The sequence below is a fragment of the Spirochaetota bacterium genome (assembly GCA_026414805.1).
GTDB lineage: Bacteria > Spirochaetota > UBA4802 > UBA4802 > UB4802 > UBA4802.
The window spans coordinates 18,215-34,627 of the sequence record JAOAIH010000006.1; the positions used below are offsets into that span (position 1 = coordinate 18,215).

12 protein-coding genes, 1 tRNA gene and 2 pseudogenes are annotated in these 16,413 nt (G+C 36.8%); 7 read left to right on the forward strand and 8 right to left on the reverse strand.

The window, feature by feature from the left end; genetic code table 11:
- The first annotated feature begins 218 nt into the window (after positions 1 to 218).
- The 3 genes and pseudogenes from N3F66_02370 to N3F66_02380 all read left to right on the forward strand — a co-directional run bounded on the left by N3F66_02370 (position 219) and on the right by N3F66_02380 (position 1,865).
- Positions 219 to 1,202 (forward strand): FAD-dependent oxidoreductase, encoded by a 984-nt coding sequence (locus N3F66_02370; protein ID MCX8122993.1) that lies wholly within the window; start codon positions 219 to 221, stop codon positions 1,200 to 1,202.
- A gap of 21 nt (positions 1,203 to 1,223) precedes the next feature.
- Positions 1,224 to 1,655, forward strand: coding sequence for a thioredoxin family protein (locus N3F66_02375; GenBank protein ID MCX8122994.1), 432 nt, complete (start codon positions 1,224 to 1,226; stop codon positions 1,653 to 1,655).
- Positions 1,656 to 1,670: 15 nt separating this feature from the next.
- A pseudogene (locus N3F66_02380) lies at positions 1,671 to 1,865 on the forward strand (thioredoxin family protein).
- Between the two features lie 10 nt (positions 1,866 to 1,875).
- Here N3F66_02380 and N3F66_02385 read toward each other — a convergent pair.
- From N3F66_02385 to N3F66_02405, 5 genes are all read right to left on the reverse strand, one after another.
- Positions 1,876 to 1,959 (reverse strand) — tRNA-Leu (locus N3F66_02385).
- Positions 1,960 to 2,073: 114 nt separating this feature from the next.
- The gene (gene lysA / locus N3F66_02390; protein MCX8122995.1) at positions 2,074 to 3,327 is read right to left on the reverse strand and encodes a diaminopimelate decarboxylase; all 1,254 of its coding nucleotides are present in this window, start codon (positions 3,325 to 3,327) and stop codon (positions 2,074 to 2,076) included.
- Entirely contained in the window at positions 3,324 to 6,020 is a 2,697-nt protein-coding gene (gene greA / locus N3F66_02395) for a transcription elongation factor GreA (GenBank protein ID MCX8122996.1), read from the reverse strand. Before greA ends, lysA begins: the two co-directional genes overlap by 4 nt.
- A 332-nt stretch (positions 6,021 to 6,352) precedes the next feature.
- Entirely contained in the window at positions 6,353 to 7,183 is an 831-nt protein-coding gene (locus N3F66_02400; GenBank protein ID MCX8122997.1) for a flagellar filament outer layer protein FlaA, read from the reverse strand.
- A gap of 43 nt (positions 7,184 to 7,226) precedes the next feature.
- Entirely contained in the window at positions 7,227 to 7,958 is a 732-nt protein-coding gene (locus N3F66_02405; protein ID MCX8122998.1) for a flagellar filament outer layer protein FlaA, read from the reverse strand.
- A gap of 489 nt (positions 7,959 to 8,447) precedes the next feature.
- Between N3F66_02405 and metF the strand changes: the two genes are divergently transcribed.
- The 3 genes from metF to N3F66_02420 are packed head-to-tail and all read left to right on the forward strand — an operon-like array spanning position 8,448 to position 11,861.
- Entirely contained in the window at positions 8,448 to 9,311 is an 864-nt protein-coding gene (metF, locus tag N3F66_02410) for a methylenetetrahydrofolate reductase [NAD(P)H] (protein MCX8122999.1), read from the forward strand.
- A gap of 24 nt (positions 9,312 to 9,335) precedes the next feature.
- Positions 9,336 to 10,226: a hypothetical protein gene (locus N3F66_02415; protein MCX8123000.1), complete on the forward strand. Its 891-nt coding sequence runs from the start codon at positions 9,336 to 9,338 to the stop codon at positions 10,224 to 10,226.
- 6 nt (positions 10,227 to 10,232) lie between these two features.
- Positions 10,233 to 11,861, forward strand: a complete 1,629-nt coding sequence (locus N3F66_02420; protein MCX8123001.1) for a putative manganese-dependent inorganic diphosphatase — start codon at positions 10,233 to 10,235, stop codon at positions 11,859 to 11,861.
- 70 nt (positions 11,862 to 11,931) lie between these two features.
- Here the strand turns inward: N3F66_02420 and N3F66_02425 are convergent.
- A pseudogene (locus N3F66_02425) lies at positions 11,932 to 12,784 on the reverse strand (flagellin).
- 651 nt (positions 12,785 to 13,435) lie between these two features.
- Here N3F66_02425 and N3F66_02430 point away from each other — a divergent pair.
- Entirely contained in the window at positions 13,436 to 14,446 is a 1,011-nt protein-coding gene (locus N3F66_02430; protein ID MCX8123002.1) for a M23 family metallopeptidase, read from the forward strand.
- Between the two features lie 3 nt (positions 14,447 to 14,449).
- Here the strand turns inward: N3F66_02430 and fliM are convergent, their stop codons facing one another.
- The gene (fliM, locus tag N3F66_02435; GenBank protein MCX8123003.1) at positions 14,450 to 15,472 is read right to left on the reverse strand and encodes a flagellar motor switch protein FliM; all 1,023 of its coding nucleotides are present in this window, start codon (positions 15,470 to 15,472) and stop codon (positions 14,450 to 14,452) included.
- 3 nt (positions 15,473 to 15,475) lie between these two features.
- Positions 15,476 to 16,387: a hypothetical protein gene (locus N3F66_02440; GenBank protein MCX8123004.1), complete on the reverse strand. Its 912-nt coding sequence runs from the start codon at positions 16,385 to 16,387 to the stop codon at positions 15,476 to 15,478.
- Positions 16,388 to 16,413: the final 26 nt, after the last annotated feature.

Genomic DNA, 16,413 nt, shown 5'->3' on the forward strand with positions numbered 1-16,413 from the left:
TATTTTCTTATAATCACCTTGGGGAGCTTTAGAATGTTCCCCAAGGTAATTAAATATTTTCTTCGTCACTTCATTATTACTCTACTATACTATCCTCTTTGAAAACACTATACATTTTTGGATTGAAGTCATGCAAATTTATTTCATAATTTATTTATTGACTCAAGTTAAATTTTTTGTTATTATTTTACAATAATTTTCATAATAATGGTGTGTGTATGGAATTGACATTTAATTTACCGGGACTTGAAACAATTGAACAACGAACTGTCCCCTTGGACAGTTCATTTGTGTATGATGTTTTAATTGTTGGTGGTGGTCCAGCAGCACTCACCGCAGCAGTCTATTGTATGCGTAAAGGAATTAAGACAGGTCTTATTACCCTTGATGTAGGGGGTCAGGTTGCCGAAACCTCAACAGTTGAAAATTATATGGGATACAGACATATAGAGGGCATATCTTTAGTGCAGCGTTTTAAAGAGCAGGTTGAACAATTTGAAATAGGCTTCCTTCAAGGGTATAAAGCAACAAAAGTAATTGATGGTAACATTAAAAAAGTAGAATGTGAGGACGGGAATACCTATCAGGCTAAATCAATCATTATAACTACAGGAAAACGATGGCGCAGGCTTAACGTACCCGGCGAAGCTGAACTTACCGGAAAAGGGGTTGCTTACTGCGCTATCTGTGATGCACCTCTTTTCAAAAACAAAGATGTTATCGTGGTAGGCGGAGGCAATTCAGCAGTAGAAGCCGCCATTGACCTTGCAAAATTAGCTAACTCTGTTACTGTGATTCAACTATTACCAACATTAACTGCTGACAGAGTACTTATTGATGAATTATCAAAATTTACTAATGTTTCGATTCTATTTGAACACGAAATAAAAGCAATACATGGAACCAATGCAGTTGAATCAGTTTCGGTACATGATAAAAAGAATAAAAAGGACCATACTCTTGTAGTTCAGGGTATCTTTATTGAAATTGGACTTGTTCCTAATAGTGAGCTTGTAAAGAATGTAGTTGCATTGAATGAATATGGTGAGATAATTATTGATTGCAGCTGCAGAACATCACGACCGGGCATCTTTGCAGCAGGCGATGTAACATCCGTCCCTTATAAACAGATAATCATTGCAGCAGGGGAAGGTGCCAAAGCAGCTTTGTCAGCCTGCGATTATGTCTTAACCAATAAATAAAATTTATGCAGGAGGTACATAATGCCACTTTTTGACGACAAAGTAAAATCACAATTATCCCAGTTACTATCTAAAATAAAAGATCCAATCGTAATAAATTTTTTTACTCAGGAAATTGAATGCCCAACATGTCAAACTACTCATCAATTTGTTGAAGAGATAGCCAGCCTCAATAACAAGATTTCGCTTAGAGTGTTTGATCTGGTAAAAAATTCTGATGTTGCCAAAGAATATGGCATCGATAAAATTCCAGCTATTGTGGTAACCGACTCACAAAATACCATCAAAGGAGTACGTTTCTTTGGGATACCTGCTGGATATGAAATTAATTCATTTATTGCTGCCTGTATTGAAGTTTCAGGGGTTAAAGAAACATTGCCCGAAGCAATTCTTTCAAGAATAAAAAAAATATCAAAACCTATTCATATTCAGGTATTTGTCACCCTCACCTGACCATACTGTCCGGGTGCAGTTGCATCCGCTCATAAGCTAGCAATAGAAAATCCAAATATTAAAGCTGACATGATAGAAAGCACTACCTTTACACCACTTGCGGTAAAGCACAATGTTTCTTCAGTACCCAAAGTAGTGATAAATGATATCTATGAGTTTGTTGGGGCTCAGCCAATCAATGTATTTTTAGATATGATAGAGAAGGTATAAAAATGTAATTTGCCGCGAGAGGGATTCGAACCCTCACAGGCGTACGCCCACCAGACCCTGAACCTGGCGCGTCTACCAATTCCGCCATCGCGGCATGTTTATTGTATTGATTTTATCACATTACATATTTGTCAAATAAAAATTTTTAATTAAAATTCTTACGGACTTTTTAAGCAATTAGAATTTATCCATTTCTTGCATAAAAAAATCATACCCTTTCAAGTGAAATCAAATCTTCATAGGTTTCCCTTTTACGGATAAGCCTGTATGTGTTTCCTTCTACCAGTACTTCAGCAGGTAAAGGATGCGAATTATACCGCGATGCCATTGACATACCATAGGCCCCTGCGGACAATATGGCCAAATAATCACCCTGCATTGTATACGAAATTTCTCTATCTTTAGCAAAAAAATCACCTGATTCACAAATTGGCCCTACAACATCAACTACCTCGCTGCCTTCCCTCAAGGTCAGGTTTGCAATATGTTGATATGCCTGATATAGCGTTGGCCTTATTAAATGATGCATCCCCGAATCAACAATGACAAATGTTTTTGTATCCGCTTTCTTTTTGTACTGCACCTGAGTAATTAGTGCACCACTGTTACCCGAAATATACCTTCCTGGCTCAATTATCAAAAAAACATTTTTATTGCTAATGGTCTTTTGAATAATTTGAGACCATTTGTCTATATCAAGTGGAGTTTCATCTTTATACTGTATCCCAAAACCGCCGCCTAAATTCAATGTAGTGCACTCCCCCACACCCATTGCATTGATTTTGCCCATGATTTCCACAGCTTTCTTACATGCTTGTTCAAAGGGTGCAACGTCAGTAATCTGAGAACCGATATGAACATGAAGTCCTGCTAATTTCACATGTTTTAGATTCTTCAAACTATCTACAATACCCTGGAGATTCTGTATAGATATACCAAATTTATTTTCCTTTTTACCGGTGGTAATATAATGATGTGTATTTGCCTCAACATCAGGATTTACCCTTATAGCAATATTAGCTATTTTCCCCATTTGTTTGGCTATTGTATTAATTCTTTCAATCTCTGGCAGCGATTCACAATTGAACATGCTAATTCCTGATGTAAGAGCAAGTTCAATCTCGGGCTGGGTTTTCCCTACACCTGCATACACAATCTTTCCAGGATCAACGCCCGCGGCGATAGCTCTGTATATTTCCCCACCGGACACCACATCCATACCACATCCTAAAGCGTGCATCATCCGTAAAATATTAATATTTGAATTTGATTTCACTGAATAGCAAATCAGATGTCTGTACCCGGATAATGCGTTGTCTAATTGCATAAATTTATCTTTAAAGCATTGTGAAGAATACACATACACTGGAGTCCCATATTCTTGTGCGATAGTTGAAAGCGGGACTTCTTCGCAATATAGCATTCCGTTACGATAGGTAAAATATTCCTTGTATGTATTCATGGCTTATATTTCTCAATTGACTCAATGGTATACTGTTTGATCTGATCATTTTTTCTAATTTCCACCACATCACCTATTTTCTTACCCAGAAGCGCCTGCGCAATAGGTGAACGATACGATAATATACGTTTTTCAAAATCGGCATCCCATGGTCCAAGTATTGTAAATGTTTCTTTTTCACCATCCCCACTTATTGTCACCACAGTACCAATATTCACCTTATCTGTTGTTATGGTACTTAAATCTAATATCTGAGCCTTTTTGATTTCGCTTTCCAGTTTATTAATGTCACGCTTTAGTATTGACTGTTTCTCTAGCAAGGCATTGTATTCAACGTTTTCACGCACATCGCCAGTTGCATCAGAAACTTTTGCCAATTCCTTAGAAATAGTAGCTAATTCAACATTAACAAGCCTGTTGAGCTCTTCCTGCTTGCGGGTATACCCTTCCTGTGTTGTTATAAGAACTTCAGCATCAATCTTCCACTCTTCTTCTGCAATTTTCTGTAATGGTTTAAAATCTTGATATCGGGATTTAATTATTTCTAAAAATTTCTCCCTCATTGACTCCTCAATATACGGGATACCGCTGAAAATATCATACACCTTTCCTAAAAACTGTATATCAAAAGTATTAACTATGTCTTTTAATACTGCTGCATCGTTATCAAATATTATATCAAGCGCAAGGTTTTTAAGCTTATTCCCCTTTTGTTCAATTTTCTTAAGTTCATTCATCAACCTGAATAACGTAAGGACCAGCTGTTCACGGGAATAATCAAGCCAATCATAATCCCATGTTTTTGATAAAAGATTTTTTGCAACCCATAAGAATATTTCAGGAAATTCCTTGGCACCAATGAGTGCCTGTTCAACAAATCTGTTAATAATTGTATATTCATGTGAGCGTATTAGAATATTAACAATATATTTATGAATTCTCACGGGTGTTTCAAAAAGAATCTGCGAAAAAATATCAGCCCAGTCTTCTCTAGCTTCTTTGATAAGATTAATTAAATCCTTTTTATAATCATATGAACCTATCTTTCGTGATATTGAGGGTAAGTCCTGCGATTCTTTCACTATAGCAAGTATATTCCTATAGGCCTGATCAAGTTTCAGCTTTTTAGCATCTATAAACTTGCTCAACCCATTTAAAATAAAATATGATAAAATCTTTCTGGTAATCGAATCACCTTTTAATTCACTGGAAAAATAATCTACAAAGAATTGAGCAACTGCTGCGCCTTCACTAGCATCTATATTGTTTACAAACTCAATTGCAACATCAAGCTTTTCAGTAAATGAGTCAGTTTTAAGGAAATTATCAAGAAGCTCATCAGCAAAAGTAAGGGGTTTATCACGCATTATGATGACATCTTTCTTATCAGGTGAAATTCCAAACAAAGGTGATTTTTTTATCTCTGTTCTTTTATTGCTCCACCATTTTGCCCATGCTTTTTCACTAACAAAATCCGGTATTAGTTCTTTCTTTATATCTGTTAAAGAAATACTCCCATTGTACGAACGAATTAGTATCTCAAAAAATTGCAGGAAGTCTTCCTCAAAAAGTTTTTTAAGGCCCTCATAGTCCTCGTATTTTAACACCTGGATATGATCATCTTTAAGTGGTGTCAAAGCCTGTAATGCCATCTGTACAGACATTTGATGCCCTGGCTTGTCTTTAAAATCGATAATGATATGGTTAGGAGTAATATCTACTATTCTACCCACACCCCAGCTTCTATGACGTACATAATGGCCTTTGTCAAAAATAATACTGTTTTCAAAATCCTGTATTGCATGTTTTACCGGGTATTTAAAGTTATTAAGCTTTGATAACTTTAAAAATAGCTGGAACTGCGAATGTGATCCGTATTTCTTCTCATATAATTTCACCAGTTCCCTGCGAGCAGCAGTATCATTGGGCGTATATTCTAATATCTTTTTTAACAGCTGTATTGACTGATCAGGATGTTCCTCATCTTTATATTTATGCAACAGCACTTTTAACAATGAAGCTGTCAATTCATATTGGCGCGCTTCAATTAGCATCCTCTCAATTCTTTCAAAAAACTGTATATCCTCCCACGACACCTGCACAAGTTTATTCCAAAGATCAGTTATTTCATCATATAACCCGTTTTTAATATGTCCTTCAATAGAAAGTTTCATATACTGAATACTTTTCTGTTTATCCTCATCAATGAGCGCTACAGCTAATTTTTTTGCAACCTCAGCATCAAATCTGTCAATTTTAAGAAGGTTTTCCCACACCGGTATAGCCTCTTTACTTCTCCCAAGGCGTTCCAAACTCGTTGCAAGTGCTTTTAAAGCAAAGCTGCTTTCTCCATATTCTAATACTTTTTCCGATAAAAGCTCTACAATAACCCATTTATGATATTTTTGATACATATCAATGAGTCTGCGCATTTCCATTTTATCATCGATAATATCCAGATGATAGCCTGTTAACCCAATAAGATACGATGCAACTATTGAATCAGGATGACTTTGTATATGCTCTTTACATATATCTCTAACTTCTTTTACAATACCTGCTGCTACAACCGAATTGAAAAGATCATCAAGAATCCTGAACCGGGATATTCCTACATCCTTTGGATCCAATCTCCCCCACATTTCTTCTTTAAACATGGAATGTACACGTTCAATTAATTTATCCTTTTCCATACATGCTCCTCTTAAATAAACATATAATGATATACGTTGTCATATCATATATAATAATAATTGTCCATATATATATCAGTCTTTTAAAACTACTAAATACTACTTCACCCCTCAATGTATATATATATTAAAAAATTAGCCACACAGTTATAAAATTTAAGGAAGGAATTAGTACTTTACCTGGCAATAGGTATACTCTACATTCCTTATGCCAAAAAAGCAAGAACTTTTATAGCAAATCTCATATTTTGCCAATATATAAACACCACGGTAATCCGTGGTGTTTATATATAACATACAATATCTTTAATCAATAATCTATTTTTGCAGGCTTATTTTGTCCCTCCACCTTGTTCCATTAGTTGATGAAGATTCTGACCATCAAAATTAACTTCAAATGTATCAGTGAGAACTTTCAACTGATCAAAAAAGAGGTATACATCCTCATTACCAGCTTCAGGTTTTGCTCTTATCACAAAGCGCACAATTTTTGTTACTCGTGTTTGTGGATATGAATTAGTTTCCTGAGGAACGTATTCAGGTATATATGCCTTCATTGGTCGCCACCCAACAAAATTGAGCGAACCCATCTTCAATATATGCACATCGCCTTTATAGTCTTTTATCCAAACTTCCAGGTCATAATTGTTGCCTCTGCCATGAACCCATACAGAAACAGCCTTTGCTCTTCCAGGAAGCTGTATTGCACGTTCTTGAACTTCCTGACCAGCACGTGAATCGTATGTCATCACTTTTTTTGTTGGATCATCCCATCTCACTTCAAGAGGTGGTAGTAAGTGAACACTATTAAACCCCGGGTATTTGAATTTAAAATGTATACCAAGACATTTCTTTTTATCCAATCCTTTGTTAAGCGGGCTCCACTTTTCAGGTATAAGGTCAGCCGGGCCACCATCAACATATTTTAATTCCAATACTGGTACGGGGTCCTTTTTGGGATCTTGATGTTTTTTTGGAACTGTTTCCACAACCCAGTCAGCCTGTGTTTCAAAATCTTCTACAACAAGTGCATTATACTGCTCAGCGCTTATGTCAGGCTGTACATTGGTTACTATCCTGGATTGTGCTTTTTCAGGGAAAACCCCTACAAACACCATCCCAATAATCACAACACATACTGCAATAAATCGTGTATATTTCATATTAATGCCTCCGAGGTCTCATATTTGGTCATCATACTCAATTTTACCAATTATCTCTGATGCTTGTATCACCAGTGAATTCGGACAGATCTGTAATTACTCTGAAATTATCAAGGTAGAAATAAAATGTCCCTGGAACCTCATAGATATCACTCTCAACAAAAAAGGACACAAAGTGTAAATTTTTATCCAACAATGCATATCCCGGACTTTGGGGTAGCCATCCAGGAACAACAACTGACATCTCTCTCCACCCCCAGAAATCCAGCCTTCCTATTTTTATTTTATGAATAGTCCCTTTGTAATCTCTGAGTTTTATATACAGGGTATGCCTGAACTTCCTCCCTAAAGCCCATACTTTTACTTCTTTTGCTTTTCCTCGGATAATATATTCATTAGGTGGGAATACTTCAACCCTATCATATCCACGGTCTAAATAATATGTTTTTACACCTAACACATATTTATTCTCGTGAGTAATCCCATTATCGTCAGTAATAGTATCAGGATAGTTGATTTCATTTCCACTATCATCTATTGGACGTGGTTTGCCAGGTATCTTCCTAATTTTTGTTTCACCAATAGGGCATGTTGCAACTGCACGCCAGTCCTCGCATGCTTCAAAGTCATCCATCCAATCTTCAACTAACCCTGTTTGTTGTTTTTTTGGTTGCTGCGCTTCCTGCGCCTGCACCATTATATTGCCTCCACCGACAACTAATACCAGACTACCGATGGCAAGCGACAATATAAAAGCTTTGACCTCCCTTCTCATTGTCGACTCCTTTATAAAAAAGATTATGGAACAATAAACGATATTCAACTATTAACACTATCATACCACTATGATATCATATACATAATCGGATAAAAAAGTAAAGAAATTTAGTATTAATTTGATACCATAGTGAACTTACTAAACATTTTGTGTCATCACAAATTGAATAACACCACGAAATGCCAACTAATTACTTCGATAGTATGCAATAGTATAGTAAGTATGTCAAGAAATTAATATTTATTTATTTTTTTATACATTATTTATATACAATTATTATTGATTTTTATTCATATGTTTAAGAATATTTCAGACAGTTGTATTAAAATCATTATAATATAATAGCAATCATATTACACCCAACTTTTGAATATAACCAAAAGGTTATGTATAATGCTGTATCATGGAAAAATGCTATTTCTTTGGTGTTGGTAGCGCATATTATGCTACTTCATAATTAATACCCCTGTTATGAGAGTGAGCAAAATGAATTTAATGAATCGTTTACAGCAAAAAAAAACAATGTTATCGTTTGAGGTCTTCCCACCAAAAACTAAGATTGGGGAGGAAAATTTATTCCATGAGCTATCGGTCATGGTACGCTTTAAACCTGATTTCATCTCGGTTACTTACGGTGCAGGTGGTTCAACACGGGAAAAAACATTGGAGATAGCTCTTAGCATTAAAACCACATTTGCTATTGAGCCGTTAATTCATTTTACCTGTGTTGGACAAAGCAAGCAGGATATTGCACAATATCTTAATCATGTAAAATCACTGGGATTTCACAATATATTAGCATTGCGTGGTGATCCACCGGCAGGGCAAAATCAGTTTAAGCCCCACCCTGAAGGGTTCCGGTACGCAAATGAGCTTGTGGAATTCATTCGTAGTATGGACAATTTCACCATTGGTGTTGCGGGTTACCCTGAAGGACACATAGAAGCACCTGATTTAGATACCGATATTACTAATCTGAAAAGAAAAGTTGATGCAGGGGCCAGCTTTATTATCACTCAACTTTTCTTTAACAATGATAAATTCTATACCTTCATGGATAAAACTGCAAAAGCTGGCATTACCGTTCCTATTATCCCTGGTATCATGCCACTAACCAATATGGCACAACTTCAAAAAGTAACTGCCATGTGTAACCCTGATATTCCTGCACAATTGCTTAAGGAACTTCAAAGATGCACTTTGCCTGATGATATATGTAAAGTAGGGATAGAATTTACAATTAATCAGTGTAGACAGCTCCAATCATTTGGTGTGCCAGGTTTTCATTTTTATCCATTAAATAAATCTGCTGCTGTAGTATCAATACTAGAAGAGTTCTGGCACGGGTAATACCCATACATTAGGGAGGGAGAAATGAAAACATATCCATTTTATTTCTATACGGGCGTTGTTTTGATTCTTTTCATGCAAATCTGCTTAATACTTGATTTTAGCTCTATAACCATTTGGGCTACTCCAACTTTGTGGACAGGATTGATCCTTCTATTAGATGGTATACTTGCCAAAACTAACCGTTCATTAATCCAGAACAAAGCCTTAGCTAAATTAGCAATTATCTCAGTAGTGGCGTGGTGGATGTTTGAATGGTTTAACATATATTTTTCAAACTGGCACTATCAGGGATTAGTACAATCTCTTAGTGTACGTTACTTTGGGTATGTCTGGTCATTTGCAACAATCTTTCCTGGTGTTCTTTTAGTATATGGCATTGTACTTACAATTGTGCCAAGAATTCTGTATAAACAGTTGCATCTTACTTCTGCGTTTCTTGTTGCATCCTTCATCATTGGCTTATTGTTTCTTTTCATCCCCATACTGCCATTCTCAATGTATTATACAGGCAGGGCTGCAGATCCTGATCTTTTCATTTGGCTTAAGTGGGCAGCCAACACTTACTTCAGCGAATTTACTGCAGGGTTTATCTGGTTAGGATTCATCTTCATTCTTGAACCTGTTAACTATCTCTTAAACCGACCATCCCTATATGCTGATCTGGTACTGGGGAAATACACAAAGCTTGTAGCAGTTTTAGTTTCAGGACTTCTGTGTGGTTACTTATGGGAATTCTGGAACTGGCGAGCAGCTACTAAATGGATATATACTGTACCCATACTTCCGCACATAAAATTATTTGAAATGCCAATTTTGGGGTATATTGGTTTTGCAACATTTGCCTGGGAAATTTACGCTATTACTGCACTTATATACCCTAAAGCCTTACTGATTCTGGAACGAGAGCATTGATTAACCATGGAAGAAATTATTGTCATTGGCCATAAAAATCCTGATACCGATTCAATTTGTGCAGCATATTGTTATGCACACCTTAAAAACATCATTGACCCACATAACAGGTATATTCCCTACCGATGTGGCAACGTTAATAGGCAAACACGCTTTGTCTTTGAAGAAGCTGGCCTAAAGCCGCCAGAGATTTTGAAAGACGTGTATCCCAAAGTAGGCGATATAATGACTCGCAATGTTATTACAGCTTATCCTGAAGACCCATTATTTTCAATAATACAGCACATTGAAAAAGACAGAATACGCATAATTCCTATAGTTGATGGCGATAGTTACTATAAAGGGATCGTAAGTTTTGCTGAGCTTGCAGAATTTTATTTTTCTACTACATCCACTGCACATCCCGTGTATTACTTTAAGCCTGATAATTTCATTACAACCATTCCAGGTCACTTTATTAAAAGAGGTCAACCAGAGGAGTTTGAAGGCCATATCGTCATTGGTGCAATGGATTCAGCACAATCGCTCAATGTTTTAAAAAACGTTACTCCTGAAAAAACAGTACTTATTGTTGGCAACCGCAAAAAAATAATTGAATTTGCAATCCAGCATAATTTTGCTGCAATTATTGTAACAGGCACCCAGGATTTTAATTATAACACAAGTACCTATTTGGGCTGGGTGTACCTATCAAAGTTAGATACATTCAATACATTGCGCCTGCTTACTCTGAGTATGCCATGTCACTATATCATGAGGCAAGCGGATAGTATTTCGCCGCAAAATACGGTTCAGCAAGCACGGGAACAATTACTAAAGAGCGAATACCGTGGACTGCCAGTATGTGACAATGGTAAGCTCACTGGTATAATCACCCGTTCAGATCTTATTAAGCACTATGCCAAGAAAATGATACTTGTTGACCACAATGAACTATCGCAGGCAGTTGAAGGTGCCCAAACGGCTCATATCATAGAAATTATTGACCATCACCGGTTAGGTGCAATTAAAACAACAATGCCCATATTTGTTTATTCCAAACCAGTAGGCAGTACCTGCACGCTTATCTATGAGTTGTATAAACACAATGGGGTTCAACCCCACCCCTCAATTGCACTTCTTCTGTGCAGCGGGATATTATCAGATACTGCAATGCTGTTATCTCCTACAAGCACCGAGATTGATAGAAAAGCACTGGAAGAATTATCGGCAATTGCAGGTATACAGTATCAGGAATACGGGAAGAAACTGCTTTCATCAACTGAAAGTCTTAAAACCATGGACCCAATGTATGTAGTAAGCAATGATTGCAAAATCTATCAGGAATATGGCATCTCAGTTGCCATCTCGCAGGTTGAAGTTATTACACTTGATGATGTTGAAAGCGTTAAGGACGCACTTCTTTCTGCATTGTCAGAATTTGCCAAAAGCAAAAATGTACATTGGGCATTATTACTGGTAACTGATATTACCACACAGAATAGTATACTCTTCTCCACTGATTTCAAAGGCCAACAAAATCTTAGTTATTCTGAAATTGCACCAAACATGTACAGCCTGCCAGGTATACTTTCTCGCAAAAAACAGCTGCTACCAGAAATACTGCGCATTTTAGAAGAGCTATCGCACAAATAAAAATACCCGCCACATGGGGCGGGTATATGTAATTGGGCGGGTATTCCCTGCTACATTGCGCGTGTTTATATTAAGTTCCTAAAAGCTGTAAGATTGTCCGTGGACGTAAATTTGCCTGAGCCAGCATCGCAGTACCACTCTGCACAAGGATCTGATCCTTGGTTAAGTCTACCATTGTTTCAGCCATATCAGCATCTCGTATACGGCTTTCAGATGCCTGAATGTTTTCATAGGCATTCATTAAGCCTTTTGCAGCATGCTCCAACCTGTTGTAGTATGCACCAAGGTCAGCACGCTGTTTGGCTATTTTCTGCAAAGCTTCGTCTATTATACCAATAGTTCTGTTGGCACCTTCTGCAGTTGAAAGATTTGCCAAAAACTTTCCGGTTTTTTCCCGCAGATTCAAGCCCAATGAAGTCATGGTTCCAATATATACTCGCTCTCTCTGATGCATATTTGCACCCATATGGAACCACATACTTGCTTTTGGATTGGTTCTCGAGAAATCACCAAGCAAGAGCTTAAATTTGTTGAATTCTGCCTGAGATGCAATTCGATCAATTTCATCTACCAGAGCAGACACTGTCTACCTGTATGAGCTGTCTGTCCTCAAGAGTATAAATACCATTTGAAGACTGTACTGCAAGAACCCTGATTCGTTGCAGTATTGATGCAGTCTGATTCAAATACCCTTCAGCAGTCTGCACAAATGACATACCATCTTCAGTATTTCGTTCAGCCTGCCGCAACCCTTGAATCTGAGTCCTCATTTTTTCTGAAACAGCTAAACCGGAAGCATCATCCCCTGCTCGGTTTATTCGCATGCCAGAGGATAGCCTCTCCATTGACTTGTCAACATCCCAGTGCTTGAATTTAAGCACTTTGTTAGAGTTGATGGCTGTTAAATTGTGGTTAATAATCATACACACACTCCTTTGTGTTAAGTTGTCCCTGATCTCCCTATCAGGGCTTTAAACCGGGTTGGTGATCTTCAAAAAGGGAATACCCTTTTGTATTTCACTACAACCCCTTGTTCCTCATTTATAGTGGTATTAAATACATTATACCATGAAGAACATGGCGTTGTAGCTACTCATTGTACAGTTTTCAAAGAACCTTACAGCTTATTGTGATGTTCGGTACTATTATTTATATTATTAAAGTTAAATAAAGTTATTTATTTTTGATTATAGGTAATTATTATAAAATATGCAATAGTATCATATATTTTTATCTATTTTTTGATTTTTTATGCATATTTACCCTTAATCTCCATTTCGGATTATAAAATTTTTGCTTTAGAATTTTTTTTAAAATTTTTTTCTCTCTTTTGCTTTGTTATTCTAATTAAATTCATTTGCATAAACGTGTTTCTTAATGGAGGAGTAATGTTCTATTATATATAGTGCTATATATAAATAAAGTGCGATAGCAAATTACAAAAAAAAGAATAAACTTGACAATAATTAGTCGAATATTAGAATAGACAGGTTGTTTGTTTTTCATTTTTATATGCTGTAAAATTACGCCACTATATTACAAAAAAGGACATAATACACAGGTTTTAATGATCTATGGGATTGAATCCATTTAAAGAATCAAACATAAGCGACCTCCAGAAACAAATTCAAGAACTGATTTCCCAAAAGTGGGGTCATATTCGGCACAAGATTTCAACTCAGTGGGAATATATTAAAAAAAGAGGCAATGAGCGTTTAACCATAATGATAATCCCACATTCAGAAAAAAAGATTGTTAACCTGCATGTAACTCTTTTTACACTTACTGGTATTATTGCCTCATTAATACTTATCCTTACATTAACATCTATTTTTATCATTAATCATACATCAACTATTAAAGAGGTATCACGTCTTAAGATGTATGGTTCTAATTCTAAAATTCAGATTGCAAAATATAAAGAGGAAATTAATAAGTTATACGATATATTTCAGCGTTTAAAACCGGAATTATCATACCTTTATTCATTAACACCTGGCAACAGGGCAGATACGCTCTGGGCAAAAGGCGGTGTATCCGAAAATATAGACGTTGAACAGGAACAGTCTTCACCCCCCATTGAAATCCTCAACATCGAGGAGATGGTCCAGGATCTTGAAACAGCAAAAGATGTGCTCAAAGATATTAAAAAATTTATGCGGGAGCGGCGTAAAGTTATCGAAAATACCCCTTCAATGTGGCCAGTTGATGGGTTTGTGATTGCCCGCTATGGTGTTCGAACATCCCCCTATACATTCCAAAAAGAATTTCATGAGGGCGTTGACATTGCGTCATTTCCCGGTGCCCCTATAAAAGTTACCGCACCCGGTGTTGTGGAATCAGTACGATGGGATAGTCAACTTGGATTAACAGTTTCTGTAAAACATAAGTATGGATTTGTAACTGCATATTCCCATTGTCAGCGCGTTACTGTTGAAGAAGGGCAGAAAGTAACCAAAGGTGAAGTTATAGGTTATGTTGGCAAAACTGGCAATGCAACCCGCCATATATGTTTTTATCAGATTAAAATTGGAACAGAATTTGTAGATCCGCTGCCATATCTAAACAAAGTTGTGAACCAATAAATTTTATTCTTCTTCGCTTCGCTTGCTGACTAGCAATTCATCAGGGATTTCTTCTATCCTTTCGCCTATCTGTACTGCAATCCTATTCCCAATAACGCCCGGCCGACATTTGTATTTTTTTCTCCCACCAATTTTTACTATCATATCCGAATTTATTTTTGTATTGGGGAGCTTAATTACATCTCCTACCTGTACCGCAAGCAATTCCTCCATGGTTATTTCAACTTCACCAACTTCAACAACTATTGGCAATTCTACAGATTCAAGTCGGCTCTGGATAATTGCAGCATTCTCATCAGTTGCCCCTTTACGGATACTTGAATACCAGTACTGAGCAGAAAGCTTTGAAATAACCGGCTCAATAGTAATGTACGGGATACAAAGATTCATCATTCCTTCAACTTCACCCACCTTTGTTTCAAGCGTCACAAGCACCACCATGTCGTTGGGTGGCACTATCTGAGCAAACTGGGGGTTTGTTTCAATATTCCCAAGACGTGGTCGTAAATCTATTACGTTTGACCACGCTTCACGAAGGTTACCAAGTATTCGTACTATTATGCCTTCCATAACCGAAAGCTCAATATCAGTCAGTTCACGGCTTATCTTGGTGGATTCTCCGGTTCCGCCAAAAAGCTTATCAATTATAGTGAAGGTAATTGAAGGATCTATCTCCAGGACAGCAGAACCTTTCAAGGGGTCCATATTAATAACAGCAAGTGTAGTTGGGTTAGGAATTGAACGTATGAATTCTTCATATGTCAGCTGATCAACTGATGCCACATGTACACTGACCAGTGCCCGTAATTGCGCTGAAAGTGCTGTGGTGGTTAAACGTGCAAATGTTTCATGCATCATCTGCAGCGTACGTATCTGGTCTTTGGAGAACTTATCTGGACGTCTGAAATCATAGATTTTGACCTTCCGCTGCTCTTTTACAGCAGTGTAGTCTGTTGTATCGGCCTCCCCAGTTGATATGGCAGTTAACAGGGCATCGATTTCATCCTGTGAAAGTATCTCTGTCATAGATTATTCCTTAACTATTGATGCATCTAAATTAACTATCACCCATAAATCCTTGTACGGTTCTAAGGTATACCTGTATTTCATTGTTGCAGGGAACCGCGGCCCCCATCGTTTCACCTTCACATCAACATAAGCAACATTTGTTTGGGGTATTATCTGCTCACCAATTATAGAAAAGTCAATCAAATAATCAGGACGTTCCTTTGTAATAAAATTAATAAAATCCTGCTGAACAATCAAGCGTTCGTAATCATTTGTTGTGGAATACCGTTTTGCAAATTCAGAATATGCATATATATATTTTTCTATATTGATGTATTTGACCACATTATCCCATTGTTTGTTCTTTTCCGCCATCAGTGCCAGCATTACCACCTCTGAAGGAGTTACTTTACGTTCATGCTTTACAATACCAGTACGCATGGCAAATTCAGGTACTGGTACTACTTTAATACATACTTCATTTGCTGACTTTATTACATATTCATCCTTTGCATCAGGGTAAAAATATACTTTTATCCTGTATTTTTCGTTTTTATTTAACGAATAAAAATTATTACAATATGCGGTATACACAAATTTTTCATCGGGCTGTAGCGTTATTGTGCGCCCCTGCTCATTAGTAAGTATCTGTGCAGTTGGTATATTCTTTAATCTATATTCAACTTTTATTGGGGCTTCTTTGCCATCCATTGAATAAACAACTGGCTGAAATGTTGTATAAGGAATATCATATACCCTAAATTCAACAGGCACACCTGCTGTGTTATGAACTACGCAGTATACGATTATATCATCATTTTCATCGTAGGATGTTTTTGGGCTTACCAGAGTTACTTTCAGGTACTGGCTTCCTTCAGGGAATATTGCAGTAGCGAGCAATATAAAAAAAACTGTCAATAGTATTTTTTTCATATTTTCAATTATCGTATAACGAGTAG

Excerpts from the sequence above, each read along its gene's own strand:
- N3F66_02370 (MCX8122993.1), top strand. The coding sequence starts at position 219 with ATGGAATTGACATTTAATTTACCGGGACTTGAAACAATTGAACAACGA.
- N3F66_02375 (MCX8122994.1), top strand. The coding sequence starts at position 1,224 with ATGCCACTTTTTGACGACAAAGTAAAATCACAATTATCCCAGTTACTA.
- lysA (MCX8122995.1), bottom strand. The coding sequence starts at position 3,327 with ATGAATACATACAAGGAATATTTTACCTATCGTAACGGAATGCTATAT.
- greA (MCX8122996.1), bottom strand. The coding sequence starts at position 6,020 with ATGGAAAAGGATAAATTAATTGAACGTGTACATTCCATGTTTAAAGAA.
- N3F66_02400 (MCX8122997.1), bottom strand. The coding sequence starts at position 7,183 with ATGAAATATACACGATTTATTGCAGTATGTGTTGTGATTATTGGGATG.
- N3F66_02405 (MCX8122998.1), bottom strand. The coding sequence starts at position 7,958 with ATGAGAAGGGAGGTCAAAGCTTTTATATTGTCGCTTGCCATCGGTAGT.
- metF (MCX8122999.1), top strand. The coding sequence starts at position 8,448 with ATGAATTTAATGAATCGTTTACAGCAAAAAAAAACAATGTTATCGTTT.
- N3F66_02415 (MCX8123000.1), top strand. The coding sequence starts at position 9,336 with ATGAAAACATATCCATTTTATTTCTATACGGGCGTTGTTTTGATTCTT.
- N3F66_02420 (MCX8123001.1), top strand. The coding sequence starts at position 10,233 with ATGGAAGAAATTATTGTCATTGGCCATAAAAATCCTGATACCGATTCA.
- N3F66_02430 (MCX8123002.1), top strand. The coding sequence starts at position 13,436 with ATGGGATTGAATCCATTTAAAGAATCAAACATAAGCGACCTCCAGAAA.
- fliM (MCX8123003.1), bottom strand. The coding sequence starts at position 15,472 with ATGACAGAGATACTTTCACAGGATGAAATCGATGCCCTGTTAACTGCC.
- N3F66_02440 (MCX8123004.1), bottom strand. The coding sequence starts at position 16,387 with ATGAAAAAAATACTATTGACAGTTTTTTTTATATTGCTCGCTACTGCA.